Source organism: Leifsonia shinshuensis (assembly GCF_031456835.1).
GTDB lineage: Bacteria > Actinomycetota > Actinomycetes > Actinomycetales > Microbacteriaceae > Leifsonia > Leifsonia shinshuensis_C.
In genome coordinates, this window is the sequence record NZ_JAVDVK010000001.1 from 2,556,629 (window position 1) to 2,569,704 (window position 13,076).

Below are 13,076 nucleotides of genomic sequence, written 5' to 3' on the forward strand. Positions count from 1 at the left end.
GGCCGCGGTGTTCTCGTCGTGGCGGTCGCCTTCGGTGTTCTGGGGGTCGGACATGGTCGCTCCTCTTTCTCTCTCGACCGGTTCGGTCGGGTCAGGTGTCGGTGCGGAAGTGCACCGCTTTGTGGCTGCCGTCGCAGAACGGCTTGATCGTGGACACCCCGCAGCGGCACAGCGCGACGGTGCGGCGGTTCTGCTCGATCGGCGTGCCGTCCGGGGTGGTCAGGTCGATGTGCCCGCGCACGAGCAGGGGCCCGTCGGGGCAGGCGACGATCACCGGCTGCTCCTCGTGCGCGGTCATGCGGGCACCCCGACCGGCTCGCGCAACGAGCTGCGGCCGGCCTCGAAGCACTCGAGCATGTGCAGACCCGCGAGGCCGTCGACGTACAGGCACGCGGCCGCGCCGAACACGATGTCCGGCAGCAGGTCGGGCTGCTGCTCCGCCAGGCCGCCCGCCAGGTCGCGCCCGGCGATCTGCTCGTGCACCGCATCCGCCTCGACGTGCTCGTCGTAGTACCAGGTGACGTCCTCGCCGTGGCCGAGGCGGCGGAAACCGTTCCCGTAGAAACGGTTCGGGATCGACGAGGTCATCTCGAACGCCGCCAGGTGCCCAGTGATCGCGCCGCGCAGGCTGCGGTTCAGCCCGAACATCGACATCATCGTGAACGAGGCCAGCGTGATCGCCGGGACGTTGTCGATGTACGCGCCGTAGGCGTCGTCCAGTCCGAGACTGCGCATGGTCTGGCCGAAGATCTCGGCGTGGATGCGCTCCGGCCGTCCTCCGCCGTACTCGTCGGCCTGCACCTCCACCAGCGCGGCCTTGGGCCGGCCGGACAGCCGGGGGATCGCCCAGGAGTGCGGGTCCGCCTCCTTGCGGGTGTAGATGGAGCGGTGGATGACGAACTCCACCGCCTGCTCCTCCGTCGCCTTCTTGGCGAGGAACCGGGACAGGCTGGGGCCGCCGTCCTCTGCGGTCAGCTCGAACAGGTGGGCCGCGACGGCGTCGGCGGTCGGCTCGGGCAGGTCGCCGACGGGGACGCGCTCGCGCAGCTGCCGCTCGAAGACGCGCTCGATGCTGCGGCGGGTGCGAAGGAGCTCGGGGTTCCACTCCCACTCGTCGTCGGCGTCGACCGTGCCGCCGTAATGGAGTCCGTACAGCACGAAGAGCGTCAGCTGGAGGTCCTCGTCGGTGAGGAGGTCGGGGCCGGCGTCCAGCGCCTCGGCGGTGAGGGCGGCGAATCGGCGGAGCTGGTCGGATGGCGCGGACGGGTCGGTCTGCAGCGCTTCGAGCAGCGCCTCGCTCACCGGCCCCCGCGGGGTGATGCGTGGTGTCATGCTTCGACAGAACCGGCGGAGGGGACGGCGGTCAAGTGGTTGCCAGGGGGCGGCTTCGGTGCGTCCACGAGCCTGCGGCGCAGTTCGCGCGGCGGTGTCGCGGCCCGCAGGAGGCGGCCGTCGGAGTAGCGGACGCCGCCGCGCAGGCGCGCGCCCACCGCCAGCCAGACGCACACGGCGCGCTCGGCGAGCCAGAGCGGAGCCCACAGGGCGGCGGTCGGCGGGAACAGGCTGCGTCCCCCGCCTCGCCGACGGCCCGCCTCGGCGAGCGCCACCACGGCAGCCGCACCGATGAGCAGGCGGCGCGGGCGGCGCAGGGCGAGCACGGCGAGCGGCAGCACCGCGAGTTCCGCCGCCAGGCGCGCGGGCTGCGCGAAGTCGTCGTAGGCCTGGCGGACGCGCTGGCCGAGGAAATGGCGGACGTTCGGAGGCCGCCGCGCGACACCGATCGCATCGGCGGTCACCACGCGACCGCCCATCGCCTGCACCGTGCGGATCAGTTCCAGGTTCTCGAACAGCACGTCGCCGTCGTACCCGCCCGTGGCGATGACGAGCCGCCGCCGGACGGCGAGGGTGCCCGGGTAGTCGTGCCCGAGCGCCCGGTTCAGGAGGCTGCGCCCGGTGTCCCAGCGGGCGTGCCACGGCGCGGGCACGAACACGTTCTGCGGCCGGACGAGGTCGGCCGCGTCGAGCATCCCCACCACCGCGCGCAGTGCACCCTCGTCGTAGCGCACGTCGTCGTCCGCGAGCACGACACGGTCGTGCCGCGCCGTGCGCAGGCCGGTCATCACGCCGGCGACCTTTCCGTTCCGGCCGGGTAGCGGTTCGACGGGCAGGTGCCGCACGCCGACCGGCAGGGCGCGCGCGTGCGCGGCGAAGCGCTCGGGGGACGAACCGTCGACGACCGTCACGTCGATGAGGTCGCGGAGGGTCTTCAAGTAGGCGACGAGCTCGTCGAGCCCGTCATCGTCGGCCCACCGCAGCGGGAGGACGTACTCAGCGTCCCGCGTCATCGCGCTACCGAGCGTCGCATCCCCCATCGGCCGCGCCTCAGACCCGCGTGGCGGGCCGGTTGACGCCGGCGCCGCGCGGGCTCAGGAAGATGCCCAGCGCGATCATGCCGACGGCCAGGACGAGGTGCAGCCAGTTGTCCGCCGAATTGACGGGCACGAAGTTGGCCGGGTGGTCCCCGCTGAAGAACAGGCCGTACAGCCAGATCACGGCGTAGACGATCCCGCCGACGACGAGGTAGTTGCGGGACCCGAACCGGGAGGTCGCGAACGCGAGACCGGCGACGCCGTACAGCAGGTGCACGATGTTGTGGAGCACGGACACCTGGAAGATGCCGAGCAGCATCGCCATCGAGCCGTGGCCGGCGAACGACATGTCGCCGTAGTTCGTGGTCAGGCCCGGGATGAACCCGGCGAGGCCCACGACGAGGAAGACGATGCCGGAGGTCAGCGCGGCCTTCTGGACCGCGGTGCCCGCGTAGCGACGGTCGTCGCGGTCGGCGAACCCCCGGTCGGAGGGATGTGCGGTGGTCATGGTGGGACTCCTTTCCATAACGGACGCAACCACCGGCGGTGCGGGACGGCGAGGCCTTGACAAGCCGACGTCACCACCACGCCGACGCTCACACCTCCGAGTCCTCCAGCCGCGGCGAGTAGAGCGTCGCTCCCGCGCGCAGGCGGATGACATCGTCCGTGAAGGAGGTCAGGTCCTCCCAGAGCACGAGGAACGAGCCGCGGGCGCGCCAGCGCAGGTAGCGCGCGACCAGCGCGGGCGCATCCACCCCCGTCCGCTCGTAGCCGGCGAACGAGCTGTGCGCGTGCGGGCTCACCACGAGGCCGTGCAGGCGCGCGGCGGCGAGCAGGCCGTCCGGGGGTCCGTCGAGCACCAGGCGCGCGTCCACCACCTCGCCGAGCCACTCGCCCTCGGCGGACAGCACCGGGCTGCCGAGCAGGTCACTCAGGATCATGGCGGCCTCCCGGGATGCGGGCGATCACGTGGTCGCGCATCCACCGTTCGGTCCAGCTCGCGTCGAGCGAGTCGGCGGCGACACCGAGGCTCACGACGATCCCCGGGTCGGCGACGACCTTCCACGGGATGCGGATGAAGCGCGAGTCCGGCAGGCGCCCGCCGAAGACGCGGGTCATCAGGACGGCGCCGGTGAGCAGCGCCTCCACGACCGGCGGCTCTCCAGCCTGGAGGCGGGCCAGGTCGTCGGGTGTCGTCAGCTCCAGGTCGTCCACCGTGCTGACCGGCACCGCGCGTGGGTCGAGGATCTGCCGGTCCAGCAGGTCGAGACCGGCGTCCAGGATGCGGCCGGCGACCTTAGGGGGCGTGGCCAGCCTCCGGTCCCGCGCCGCGCGCCGTCCCGCGCGCTTCTGCTTCCGCGTGGTCATGCGCCCGCTCCTGTCACGATCATCAACGGGATGGCGGCGATCGACGCCACCAGGATGAGCCCGAGGTAGATCAGGCCGAAGAAGTTGGTTACCCGGCCGTTCACCTCATCGCCCATGTACTTGGGGTCGTTGGCCACGATCAGGATCGGCAGGTAGGTCAACGGCAGGGCGATCGCCGAGAACACGACCGAGAACTCCGTAACCTGCACCGGGTCCACCCCCGTGAAGAGGATGCCGAGGGCCACGACCAGCGACAGGATCATCACGGCGTGGAACCGCGACGCCGACGCCGGACGCCGGAACTTGCCCCACGGCCAGCCGAAGAACTGGCCCAGGGTGTAACCGCTCGACAGGGTGACCTCGAGGGCCGCGCCGAAGGTCGCGGCGACGAAACCGAGGATGACGATGATGAGGCCGATCTTGCCGAGTGCCTGCGCCACCGGCAGCGCCGTCTGGAACAGCGACTCCACCTGGATGCCCTTGGGGAGAAGCACGACGGTCGCGCAGGCCGCGATGGCGAGCGAGAGCATGCCACCGAGAGGGAAGCCGACCAGCACGTTCAGGCGGGACTGAGCGAGGTCCTTCTTCTTCCACTTCTCCTCGATCGCTCCGGACGAGAAGAAGAACACTTCGTAGGGCGTCATCGCCGCGCCGAACAGGGCGATCGCGTAATACCAGTAGGTCGCCGGTGACTCGTCGGTGTGCGGCGACGGCTGGAGCAGCACCTGGGACCCGAGGGCCGACCAGTCCGGATGGAGCAGGAACAGTGCGACGGCGAACACGACGAGAGACAGACCGAGCAGCCCGGTCACGTTCTCCATGATGGAGAACTTCACGCGCCACACGACGATCCAGACCGCGATGGCGGCGACAGGGAACCACAGGATGGGCTCGATGCTGGACGCGAGCTGCAGCGCCAGCGCGATACCTCCGATCTCCGCGGCCAGGGTCAGCAGGTTGATCAGGAACGACGCGGACAGGTTGGCGAGGGCGACGCGGGCTCCGAGCCGCTCACGGATGATCTCGAACGTCGCCCGGCCGCTCACCGCGGCCACCCGTCCGGACATCTGGGCGAAGAGGCAGATCCCGACGACCCCGACGAGGACCACCCAGGTGAGCGTCATCCCGAACCGCGACCCGACGACGCTGTTGGTGACCAGGTCTCCGATGTCGACGAAGCCGCCGATGGCAGTCAGGACGCCGAGAGCGACCGCGAAGATCGCCTTCATCCGCGCTCCAGCCGCTTGGACGTCGCGTCGAGCTGCTTCGCCAGCCGGTCGAGCTGCCGCCGCTGCCGGTCCAGGACGGCGCCGGTTCCGCTCCCCGCGGCGACCGCGCGCTGGGCGGCGGCCACCGCATCCTGGGCCGAGCGGATGTCGGACAGCACTTCGTCGCGGGTGCGGCCGATCCCCCCGAGCGCGGTCAGCGTGCTGACGGTCTGCGCCTCCTGGGCGAGCGTGTCCGCGGAGTCGGTCAGGCCGGTATCGAGCACCGTGCCGAGCAGACGGTCGTCCTGCTCCAGGCCGAGCACGAGGCCGGCGGAGCGGGCGGTCGCGGCGGCGGTGCCGGCGGACTGGGACAGGCTGCTGCGCGCGGTGTCGTCCGCGGAGCACCCCGTCAGGGCTGCTCCGGCGACGGCGCCGGCGAGCAGGAGGGCGGCGCCGCGGGCGGGCGGGAGTCCGTGGATCACGACCGTGACTGTACGCCCGCTGGGAGTGGGGTGACAGTGGCGGTGGTGCAAGCGCCACGGCCGGCGGGTTCGAGCCCCCTCGGCGCGGCGGATCAGCCCGGGTCAGGCGTGCGGCGTGGGAGTGGGCTCGTCGTCGCGGCGGAAACCCGCCGTGGCCTCTTCGTAGGTGGTGTGGCGGCGCGCCGGGTGCGATTCCGCGGGCGGCGGGACCTCGGCCTTGCCGAGGGCGTGCTGGACGAGGAGTTCGACGAGGGACGCGGCGGTCGTGTCCCGCGCGCGGGCGATCCGGACGAGGGCGGCGTACTCCCGCTCGCCCAGCCGGATCGTGAGGGGCATCCCAGCCGGGGCCCGGCCGGGCCCGTGGACGGACGCCGGCTCGGCTCCAGCCTCATGAGAGTCCTTCATGTCTGAAGCCTCTCACAGGAGAGCGCTCTCGTCAGCAACTTTCTGTGTTCGTCAAGCGCACACGACCGTCCGGCGGCTCTTGCCGCGCGCCGAGGCTGCCGGAAAGATCGAGTCGTCGCGTGCCTGGCGCCACCCCGTTCCCCCCGGTCCACGGTGGCGCCGGCGCGACACTAATCGGCGGGATCCTGGTCTTCGGGTGGCCAGGATCCCGCCGCCAGTTCGCGCAGACCCTCCTGCAGCCGGGCCACCACATCGCCCGTCGGGACCGCGGCGCCGGCGAGCGACAGGGCCATCGCCGACGATGCGGCAGCGCCCACGATCCGATGGATGCGCGGATCGCGCGCCCGCTCCCCGAGCGCGCGCTGCGCTGCTTCCGCCGCCTCCGCGAGCCGCGACGCGACCCGCTCCCGCACCGTCGCGTCCTCCGCCGCACCCGCCCCCAGCGCATCCACCGCATCGCTCATCACGCCCCCGAGGCGATCGAGCGGTGAGTCGTTGCAGGAATCCGGGTCGAGTGGCGACATCAGCTCACCACTCGGCGGCGGTCGCCGCCGTCGACGCGCGGCCGGCGAGGGCGGCATCCAGCGTCGCGAGGAGCGCGGCGGGCGTGAACGGCTTGGCCAGGAAGTGCGCGCCGTCGCGCTCGACCGCGGCGCGCGCGCCGGGCCCGGGCAGCATCCCGCTCATCAGGACGACGGCCGTCTGCGGGTGATCGGCCGCGAGACGCCGGGCGATCGCGTCGCCCTGCACCCCAGGCATCATCACGTCGGTGAGCACCGCGTCGTAGCTGCGTCCCTGCTCGAGCAGCTCCAGCGCCTCCGCGCCCTGTGCCACCTCGGTGACGAAGCCGCGCTGGTCCAGCGTCTGCCGCACGAGCTCGCCGATCGCGGCCTCGTCGTCCACCACGAGCACACGTCGGCCGCGTCCGGCGGCCGGGTCCGGCGCGGGCTCGCGGCGCGGCCATCCGCCCGCGGCACCCAGGGCCGGCCCGTCGGCCGGGAGGGTGAAGCCGATCGTGGTGCCCTCGCCGGGCGTCGTCCGCACCTCCAGGTCGCCGCCGTGCGCCTTCACGATCGCCGCCGACGTGGGCAGGCCGAGGCCCGTCCCGGTCTCCTTGGTGGTGAAGAACGGCTCCAGGATGCGCCCGGCGGTCGCGTCGTCCATCCCGTGCCCGGAGTCGCTCACCTCGAGCCGCACGCTTCCGTCGCACTCGCCCGCGCGTACGACGAGCGTCCCGCCGTCGGGCATCGCGTCGCGCGCGTTGGTCACCAGGTTGACGAGCACCTGGAACAGTTCGGTGTCGTCGCCCGAGACGCTCGGGAGGCGGTCCGGCGCCTCGACCCGCAGGTCGATGGATGCGGGCAGCGTCTCGCGGCAGAAGCGGGCGAGCTCGCGGAGCAGCGCCACCACATCCACCGGCGCGCGCCTGCCCTGCGAGCCGCGGGCGAACGACAGCACCTGCCGGATCATGGCCGCGCCGCGCTGGGCCGCCGCGTCGAGGGCATCGAGCATGTCGCGACGGCGCGGATCGTCCTCGGCCTGGCGCAGCAGCTGCACCGACATCAGGATGGGCGTGAGCACGTTGTTGAGGTCGTGCGCGATGCCGCCCGCCAGCGTCCCCAGGCTCTCCAGCCGCTGGGTGCGGATGCGCTGCTCCTGCTCGCGCCGGTGCTGCGTGATGTCGGAGTTCACCGCGAACACGGTCACCTGACCGTCCGCGCCCCGCGACAGCTGCCAGCGGCAGTCCGCGACGAGCACGGAGCCGTCAGCCCGGTTCTGCCGCAGCTCGCCCACCCAGTAGCCGTCGCGCCGCAGGGCGGCGTCCGCCGCGTCGAACTGCGCCGGGTCGTCGTAGAGCAGGTCGCGGATCGACCTCCCGACGGCCTGCGACGCGGGGATCCCGTAGATCGTCTCCGCGCCGCCGTTCCAGTAGCGGACCACCCCTTCGAGGTCGCGCACGATGATCGCGTCGCGTGCCGCATCCAGCAGTGCCGCCTGGGCCTCCACCTGCCGCGTGTACTCGTCCAGCTTCTCTCGCGCGCGCTGGTCTTCGGTCACGTCGCGGACGATGATCGCGATGCCCTCCTCGGTGGGATGCGCGTCCACCTCGAACCAGCAGCCCCAGTCCGCGGCGAAGGCGCGGGCGCTTCCCGCCACGCCGCGATCCATCGCGTCGCGGTAGATGGACTCGAACGGACTCCCCTGCGCGGTCGGGAGCATCTCCCACAGCGTGCGGTCGCGGAGGTGCGGCTCGTCGATCCCGGCGAGCTGCAGCGCCCACGAGTTGGCGAAGGTGAACCGCCACCCGCGGTCGACGAACCCGATGGCGTCGTGCACCTGATCGAGCGAGTCGCGCAGCAGCCGGGCCATCGCGCGCTGCTCCTCGCGGTGCCGCACGAAGGTCGTCACGTCGTGGAAGGCGCCGTGCACGCGGACGATGCGGCCGGTCTCGTCGCGTTCGGCCTCCCCGACGAGGTGGACGTGCATCCGCCGGCCCGACGCGTGCCGGACGGTGGCATGCAGGTCGAGGGGATCGCCGTGGATGATCGTGCGCTCGAACGCTGTCCACACCGAACGGTGGTCCTCCGTCTCGAACAGCTCGAGCGCCTCCGCATCGACCGGGACGCGGCCCTGCTGCATCCCGAGCAGCCGGAACAGCTCGTCGCTCCACTCGATGCGTCCGGACTCGACGTCGATGAACCAGCCGGCGAACCCGGCGATGCGCGCGGCCATCCGCACCAGCGCCTCGTTGCCCGCCGCCGCTGCGGCGGCCCGTTCGACATCGCCGATGTCGCGGGCGATCGCGAGCACCGCCGCCACCTCGCCGTCGTCTCCGCGCAGCGGGATGAGCGTGACGTCGAGGAGCCGCACCGTCCCGTCCGGCGTGACGATGCGGGTCACATAGCGCCGGTTCTCGCCGGCGACCGCCTGGTGGAAGTAGGCGAGCGTCGGCTCGACGGAGTCCGGGTGCAGGAGGCGGGAGAACGGCATCCCGATCAGCTGGTCCGCCGGGTACCCGGTGAGCTCGACGAGCGCGCTGTTGGAGTCGACGAACGTCCCCGCCGTGTCGACGACGCAGACGCCGTCGGGGTGGCCGTGGAACAGCGCGTCGAGTCCGTGGAGGCGCAGCGCTTCGGAGGGCGTCGTCATCACGCGGCCGGTCGCCGTGTCGGGTGGTGCATGCAGGGGATTGTAGGCCGGGCGGGCGGCCTACACTGACCGGCATGGACACCGACCGGGCGGAGCCGACCATCCTCGTCGTCGACGACGACCCGCTGATCCGCTTCACCGTCGAGGCGGCGCTGGGCGCGCACGGGTACCGCGTGACCGGCTGGGCCGACCCGCGGACCGCCCTGGACGGCGCGGATCCGGACGCGGTGCTGCTCGACGCCATCATCCCGGGATGTTCGCTCAGCGAATGCCTCGACCTTCTCGGTCGCCGGGCGGACGGCAGCGCCCGCCCGATACTGGTGATGAGCGGCTCCCTCACCCGACCCGTGGAGCTGGCCGCGACCGGGATCGGCTATCTGACCAAGCCGTTCACCCTCCCGGCGCTGCTCGAAGCGGTCGAGGGGCTCGTGGCGTCCACCTCTGGGACGGTGACATAAAGGGGCAGGAGCCAGAACGATGACCGACACCTCCGCACGCACGCGCACCCTCCGCGCCGTGGTGGCCGACGACGATGTCTTCACCGCGTCCATGGTGGCGTCCGCCCTCCGTTCGACCGGCATCGAGGCCGCGCAGGCGACCACCGCGGAGGAGGCGTGGGAGACCATCGTGGCGGTCGAGCCGAACGCCATCGTCACCGACCTCGACTTCGGTGGGGGCGACACCGGCGCCGAGCTGCTGTGGCGCGTGCACCGCGACCTGCCGTGGGTGGGACTGGTCGTGCTCACGAGCCACCTGTCGCCGGAGCTCGCCGTGGGCGACGACGCCCTCCCGCCCTCTGTCGTGTACCTGGTGAAGTCGCAGGTGAAGGATGTGGATGTGCTCGTGGCGGCCGTCGACGCGGCGATCGTCGGAGAAGAGCACCGCACCGCCGAGCCGGCCGGGGATGTGCGCACCGTGACGCGGGCGCAGGCCGAGGTGCTGCGGCTGGTCGCCTCCGGCGCCTCCACGCGGCGGATCGCCGCCGAGCGCGGAACCAGCGTCCGCGCGGTCGAGACCATGCTCGCGCGCCTGTACGCAGCACTCGGGGTGGATGCGGACGAGCAGGCGAACCCGCGCGTGACGGCCGCACGGATGTGGCAGCAGGGGCGAGTGCGCATCCGCTGAGCCGTGGCCCTGGGTGGGGAAGGCGTCAGCCTCCGCCGGAGAGGAAGCGGAGCATCCGCTGCCACACCCCGTCGGGCATGGCGGCGCGCACCGTCGCATCGCCGTCGTCGGCGTTGTCCGCGAAACCGGAGAAGCCGCAGGCCTGGCACACCAGCAGGTCGCTGTGCACAGCGAGTCCCGCGCCGTAGTACGGATTGCGCACCAGCCGCGCGACACCCCGGCACTGCGGGCAGCGCGCCTCGCGCATCGGCGGCCCCCTTCCGTTCACACCATCATGCGCCCGATGACCCTGATTCCCTGAGTCCCCTGTTCGCGGCGCGAACGGGCGCAGGACGCCGGCATCCGCCGTACCGCCCGGGCGCTGTCCCCCGTCGGGGGGCGAACCGGTGACGGTCGAATGAACACCGGGTGAAGCCCGATCCGCCGCCGTCCGGCCGCTTCTAGGATCGCTCACGCCGGGCCGTCGCCCGCGCTCCACCACCCCCTGGAGGCCTTCCGCCGATGTCGACCCGCGCCCGGCTGACCGCGTTCTTCGCGGCACTCGCCGCGCTCGTGGTGGTCGCCTCGGTGCTCGCCATCGTGCTGCGGCCGGTGGCCGCGTCGCCGTCGGCGGGGTCCGCGTTCGAGATCAGCGCAGGTCTCGACGACTGCGGTCGCGGCTGGGGCCAGCCGGGAGGTACCGGCCCGGCTGCGAAGGCCGACGGCGGCGACCAGACCTTCACCGTCACCAACACCACCGTCGGCGGAATCGAGGTCTACCTGCAGTCGGTCGACAGCAAGCGCGTCTATCTGGACCTGGAGAGCCTCGGCGCCGGGGCGCACGCCACCGTTCGGGTCACGCTGGGCTCGGGGCGCTACCGCTTCGTCTGCCTGCCCGCCGACGCCGACCCCGCGCGCGGCCCCACCGTCGCCGTGGGCTCGCCGCCCGCCGGTTCGCACCTCACCCCCGGCATCGTGCCCGTCACGCGCAACGACCTGATACCCGTCGCGAAGACGTACGCCGCGTGGGTCTCGGCACGGATACCGGTGCTGCGCCGCCAGGTCGCCGCGGTCTCCGCCGACGCCGAGGAGGGCGACTTAGCGGCCGCACGCCGCGACTGGATCACCGCCCACACCACGTATGAGACGCTCGGCGCCGCCTACGGCGCCTTCGGCGACCTGGGCGACGAGCTCGACGGACTGCCCCGCCACGGGCTGACCGGCTTCCACCTGGTGGAGTCGCAGCTCTGGTCGGGCGCGCCCGCCGCGACCGTCGCGTCCTCCGCCGTCCAGCTCCTCGCGCTGGTCGACCGGCTGCCGTCCGCTTTCGCCGACGCGCAGCTCGACCCGGGCGAGGTGGCCCTCCGGGCTCACGAGATCGTCGAGGACGCCATCCAGGATGCGCTGACTGGTGCCACGGACGCCGGCTCGGGCACCGCGCTCGCCACCGTCGACGCCGAGCTCACCGGCGCCTCCGCCGCCCTCGCACCGCTCCACGCGGTTCTCGCCCCGCGCTACGACCGGCTGGCCGACACCGAGCAGGCGCTGGCGCAGGCGCAGACGCTCGTGGAGGCGTACCGGTCGCCCGACGGCACCTGGACGGCGCTCAGCACTCTCGACCGCACAGCGCGGGAGCGCCTGGATGCGGCGCTCGACCGCGCCGCCGAGCTGCTGGCCCCGGTGGCGGCCATCTGCGACCCGAGGAGGGACTCATGAACGGGATCGGACGTCGGGGGTTCCTCGCGGGTGCGGCGAGCGCGGCGGCCGCGACGGGTGTCGGGATTGCCGGTGCGGGCGCCGCCGCTGCGGCCACCCGTGCCGGCGCCCATGCCCTTACCGCGCATCCCACCGCCCTCCCGTTCCACGGTGCGCACCAGCAGGGCATCCTGACCCCGGCGCAGAAAGCCTCGGCGTTCGTCGCCCTCGACGTGACCGCGGGCTCGCGGGCGGAGCTCGCCGACCTGCTGAAGACGATCACCGAGCGCGCCCGCTTCCTGACGACGGGCGGCACGCCGCCAGATCCGGGACTCACCGCGCCGCCGCGCGACTCCGGCGTGCTCGGACCGACCGTGGTGCCTGACGCGCTGACGGTCACGGTCTCGGTGGGCGCCTCCCTCTTCGACGATCGCTTCGGCCTCGCCTCGGCGAAGCCGGCTCGGCTCCGGACGATGGACGAGTTCCCCGACGACGCCCTGCGCCGGGAGGTCTGCGACGGCGACCTGCTGCTGCAGGTCTGCGCGGCGGACCGCGACGCGGTCACCCACGCGGTCCGCGAGATCGCCCGCGCCACGCGCGGTGGGATGCAGGTGCGCTGGCGGCAGGACGGCTTCGTCTCCCCGCCCCGGCCGAGCGGCACCCCGCGCAACCTGATGGGGTTCAAGGACGGCACCAGCAACCCCGACACCGGCGACGCCGCCGAGATGGCGCGCCTGGTCTGGGCGAAGGCGGGCGGCGACGAGCCCGGCTGGGTCGCCGGCGGGAGCTACCACGTCGTGCGCGTGATCCGGATGCTCGTCGAGTTCTGGGACCGCGTGAACCTGCACGAGCAGGAGAACATGATCGGCCGGCGGCGGGACACCGGTGCGCCGCTGACCGCGTCCGCCGAGTTCGACGACCCGCACTTCGAGAACGATCCGACCGGCGACGTCATCCAGCTGGACGCGCACATCCGCCTCGCGAACCCCCGCACGCGGGACACCGACGCCCAGCGGATGCTGCGCCGCGCCTACAACTACGACGGCGGCCTGGATGTGAACGGCAACCTCGACATGGGCCTCATCTTCGTCGCCTTCAACCAGGACCTGGACCGGCAGTTCGTCGCCGTGCAGAAGCGCCTGGCCGGCGAGCCGCTCACCGACTACATCCAGCCGTTCGGCGGCGGGTACTACTTCGCGCTCCCCGGAGCCCGCGACTCCTCCGACTGGCTCGGGCGCAGCATGCTCGCCTGACCACCCGGAGGCCCCCGCCACGACCGTGCCGGGGACAGTGAA

Annotated in this window: 16 protein-coding genes; 4 read left to right on the top strand and 12 right to left on the bottom strand. The window is 72.6% G+C overall.

The window, feature by feature from the left end; translation table 11 throughout:
- Window positions 1-91: 91 nt before the first annotated feature.
- The 11 genes from J2W45_RS12360 to J2W45_RS12410 all read right to left on the bottom strand — a co-directional run bounded on the left by J2W45_RS12360 (window position 92) and on the right by J2W45_RS12410 (window position 8,982).
- Window positions 92-298, bottom strand: a complete 207-nt coding sequence (locus J2W45_RS12360; RefSeq protein WP_310132282.1) for a CDGSH iron-sulfur domain-containing protein — start codon at window positions 296-298, stop codon at window positions 92-94.
- Window positions 295-1,332, bottom strand: a complete 1,038-nt coding sequence (locus J2W45_RS12365; protein ID WP_310132284.1) for an iron-containing redox enzyme family protein — start codon at window positions 1,330-1,332, stop codon at window positions 295-297. The genes J2W45_RS12360 and J2W45_RS12365 overlap by 4 nt, the downstream gene beginning before the upstream one ends.
- Complete coding sequence (locus J2W45_RS12370) at window positions 1,329-2,345, bottom strand: glycosyltransferase family 2 protein (protein ID WP_310132286.1); 1,017 nt, start codon at window positions 2,343-2,345, stop codon at window positions 1,329-1,331. The genes J2W45_RS12365 and J2W45_RS12370 overlap by 4 nt, the downstream gene beginning before the upstream one ends.
- A 37-nt stretch (window positions 2,346-2,382) precedes the next feature.
- Window positions 2,383-2,877, bottom strand: coding sequence for a DUF4383 domain-containing protein (locus tag J2W45_RS12375; RefSeq protein WP_310132287.1), 495 nt, complete (start codon window positions 2,875-2,877; stop codon window positions 2,383-2,385).
- 88 nt (window positions 2,878-2,965) lie between these two features.
- Window positions 2,966-3,310, bottom strand: a complete 345-nt coding sequence (locus J2W45_RS12380) for a PRC-barrel domain-containing protein (RefSeq protein ID WP_310132291.1) — start codon at window positions 3,308-3,310, stop codon at window positions 2,966-2,968.
- Window positions 3,297-3,737 (bottom strand): hypothetical protein, encoded by a 441-nt coding sequence (locus J2W45_RS12385; RefSeq protein ID WP_310132293.1) that lies wholly within the window; start codon window positions 3,735-3,737, stop codon window positions 3,297-3,299. The genes J2W45_RS12380 and J2W45_RS12385 overlap by 14 nt, the downstream gene beginning before the upstream one ends.
- Window positions 3,734-4,966, bottom strand: coding sequence for an NRAMP family divalent metal transporter (locus tag J2W45_RS12390; protein WP_310132294.1), 1,233 nt, complete (start codon window positions 4,964-4,966; stop codon window positions 3,734-3,736). The genes J2W45_RS12385 and J2W45_RS12390 overlap by 4 nt, the downstream gene beginning before the upstream one ends.
- Window positions 4,963-5,427, bottom strand: coding sequence for a hypothetical protein (locus J2W45_RS12395; RefSeq protein WP_310132297.1), 465 nt, complete (start codon window positions 5,425-5,427; stop codon window positions 4,963-4,965). Before J2W45_RS12395 ends, J2W45_RS12390 begins: the two co-directional genes overlap by 4 nt.
- Before the next feature lie 102 nt (window positions 5,428-5,529).
- The gene (locus J2W45_RS12400) at window positions 5,530-5,832 is read right to left on the bottom strand and encodes a hypothetical protein (RefSeq protein ID WP_310132299.1); all 303 of its coding nucleotides are present in this window, start codon (window positions 5,830-5,832) and stop codon (window positions 5,530-5,532) included.
- A gap of 170 nt (window positions 5,833-6,002) precedes the next feature.
- Window positions 6,003-6,356, bottom strand: a complete 354-nt coding sequence (locus J2W45_RS12405) for a hypothetical protein (protein WP_310132300.1) — start codon at window positions 6,354-6,356, stop codon at window positions 6,003-6,005.
- A gap of 4 nt (window positions 6,357-6,360) precedes the next feature.
- On the bottom strand, window positions 6,361-8,982 hold the full coding sequence (locus J2W45_RS12410) for a PAS domain-containing hybrid sensor histidine kinase/response regulator (RefSeq protein WP_310132302.1): 2,622 nt from the start codon (window positions 8,980-8,982) through the stop codon (window positions 6,361-6,363).
- A gap of 74 nt (window positions 8,983-9,056) precedes the next feature.
- Between J2W45_RS12410 and J2W45_RS12415 the strand changes: the two genes are divergently transcribed.
- Together J2W45_RS12415 and J2W45_RS12420 are read left to right on the top strand one after the other, a co-directional pair.
- On the top strand, window positions 9,057-9,440 hold the full coding sequence (locus tag J2W45_RS12415; RefSeq protein WP_310132304.1) for a response regulator: 384 nt from the start codon (window positions 9,057-9,059) through the stop codon (window positions 9,438-9,440).
- A gap of 19 nt (window positions 9,441-9,459) precedes the next feature.
- Window positions 9,460-10,107, top strand: a complete 648-nt coding sequence (locus J2W45_RS12420; protein WP_310132306.1) for a response regulator — start codon at window positions 9,460-9,462, stop codon at window positions 10,105-10,107.
- Between the two features lie 25 nt (window positions 10,108-10,132).
- Here the strand turns inward: J2W45_RS12420 and J2W45_RS12425 are convergent, their stop codons facing one another.
- Window positions 10,133-10,354, bottom strand: a complete 222-nt coding sequence (locus J2W45_RS12425; RefSeq protein ID WP_310132308.1) for a hypothetical protein — start codon at window positions 10,352-10,354, stop codon at window positions 10,133-10,135.
- A 254-nt stretch (window positions 10,355-10,608) separates the two neighbouring features.
- Between J2W45_RS12425 and J2W45_RS12430 the strand changes: the two genes are divergently transcribed.
- On the top strand, window positions 10,609-11,802 hold the full coding sequence (locus tag J2W45_RS12430) for an EfeM/EfeO family lipoprotein (protein WP_310132310.1): 1,194 nt from the start codon (window positions 10,609-10,611) through the stop codon (window positions 11,800-11,802).
- Window positions 11,799-13,034, top strand: a complete 1,236-nt coding sequence (efeB, locus tag J2W45_RS12435) for an iron uptake transporter deferrochelatase/peroxidase subunit (protein ID WP_310132312.1) — start codon at window positions 11,799-11,801, stop codon at window positions 13,032-13,034. Before J2W45_RS12430 ends, efeB begins: the two co-directional genes overlap by 4 nt.
- Window positions 13,035-13,076: the final 42 nt, after the last annotated feature.

Bases quoted from the DNA above. Each gene is read 5' to 3' on its own strand.
- J2W45_RS12360 (WP_310132282.1), bottom strand. From the start codon at position 298: ATGACCGCGCACGAGGAGCAGCCGGTGATCGTCGCCTGCCCCGACGGG.
- J2W45_RS12365 (WP_310132284.1), bottom strand. From the start codon at position 1,332: ATGACACCACGCATCACCCCGCGGGGGCCGGTGAGCGAGGCGCTGCTC.
- J2W45_RS12370 (WP_310132286.1), bottom strand. From the start codon at position 2,345: ATGACGCGGGACGCTGAGTACGTCCTCCCGCTGCGGTGGGCCGACGAT.
- J2W45_RS12375 (WP_310132287.1), bottom strand. From the start codon at position 2,877: ATGACCACCGCACATCCCTCCGACCGGGGGTTCGCCGACCGCGACGAC.
- J2W45_RS12380 (WP_310132291.1), bottom strand. From the start codon at position 3,310: ATGATCCTGAGTGACCTGCTCGGCAGCCCGGTGCTGTCCGCCGAGGGC.
- J2W45_RS12385 (WP_310132293.1), bottom strand. From the start codon at position 3,737: ATGACCACGCGGAAGCAGAAGCGCGCGGGACGGCGCGCGGCGCGGGAC.
- J2W45_RS12390 (WP_310132294.1), bottom strand. From the start codon at position 4,966: ATGAAGGCGATCTTCGCGGTCGCTCTCGGCGTCCTGACTGCCATCGGC.
- J2W45_RS12400 (WP_310132299.1), bottom strand. From the start codon at position 5,832: ATGAAGGACTCTCATGAGGCTGGAGCCGAGCCGGCGTCCGTCCACGGG.
- J2W45_RS12405 (WP_310132300.1), bottom strand. From the start codon at position 6,356: ATGTCGCCACTCGACCCGGATTCCTGCAACGACTCACCGCTCGATCGC.
- J2W45_RS12410 (WP_310132302.1), bottom strand. From the start codon at position 8,982: ATGACGACGCCCTCCGAAGCGCTGCGCCTCCACGGACTCGACGCGCTG.
- J2W45_RS12415 (WP_310132304.1), top strand. From the start codon at position 9,057: ATGGACACCGACCGGGCGGAGCCGACCATCCTCGTCGTCGACGACGAC.
- J2W45_RS12420 (WP_310132306.1), top strand. From the start codon at position 9,460: ATGACCGACACCTCCGCACGCACGCGCACCCTCCGCGCCGTGGTGGCC.
- J2W45_RS12425 (WP_310132308.1), bottom strand. From the start codon at position 10,354: ATGCGCGAGGCGCGCTGCCCGCAGTGCCGGGGTGTCGCGCGGCTGGTG.
- J2W45_RS12430 (WP_310132310.1), top strand. From the start codon at position 10,609: ATGTCGACCCGCGCCCGGCTGACCGCGTTCTTCGCGGCACTCGCCGCG.
- efeB (WP_310132312.1), top strand. From the start codon at position 11,799: ATGAACGGGATCGGACGTCGGGGGTTCCTCGCGGGTGCGGCGAGCGCG.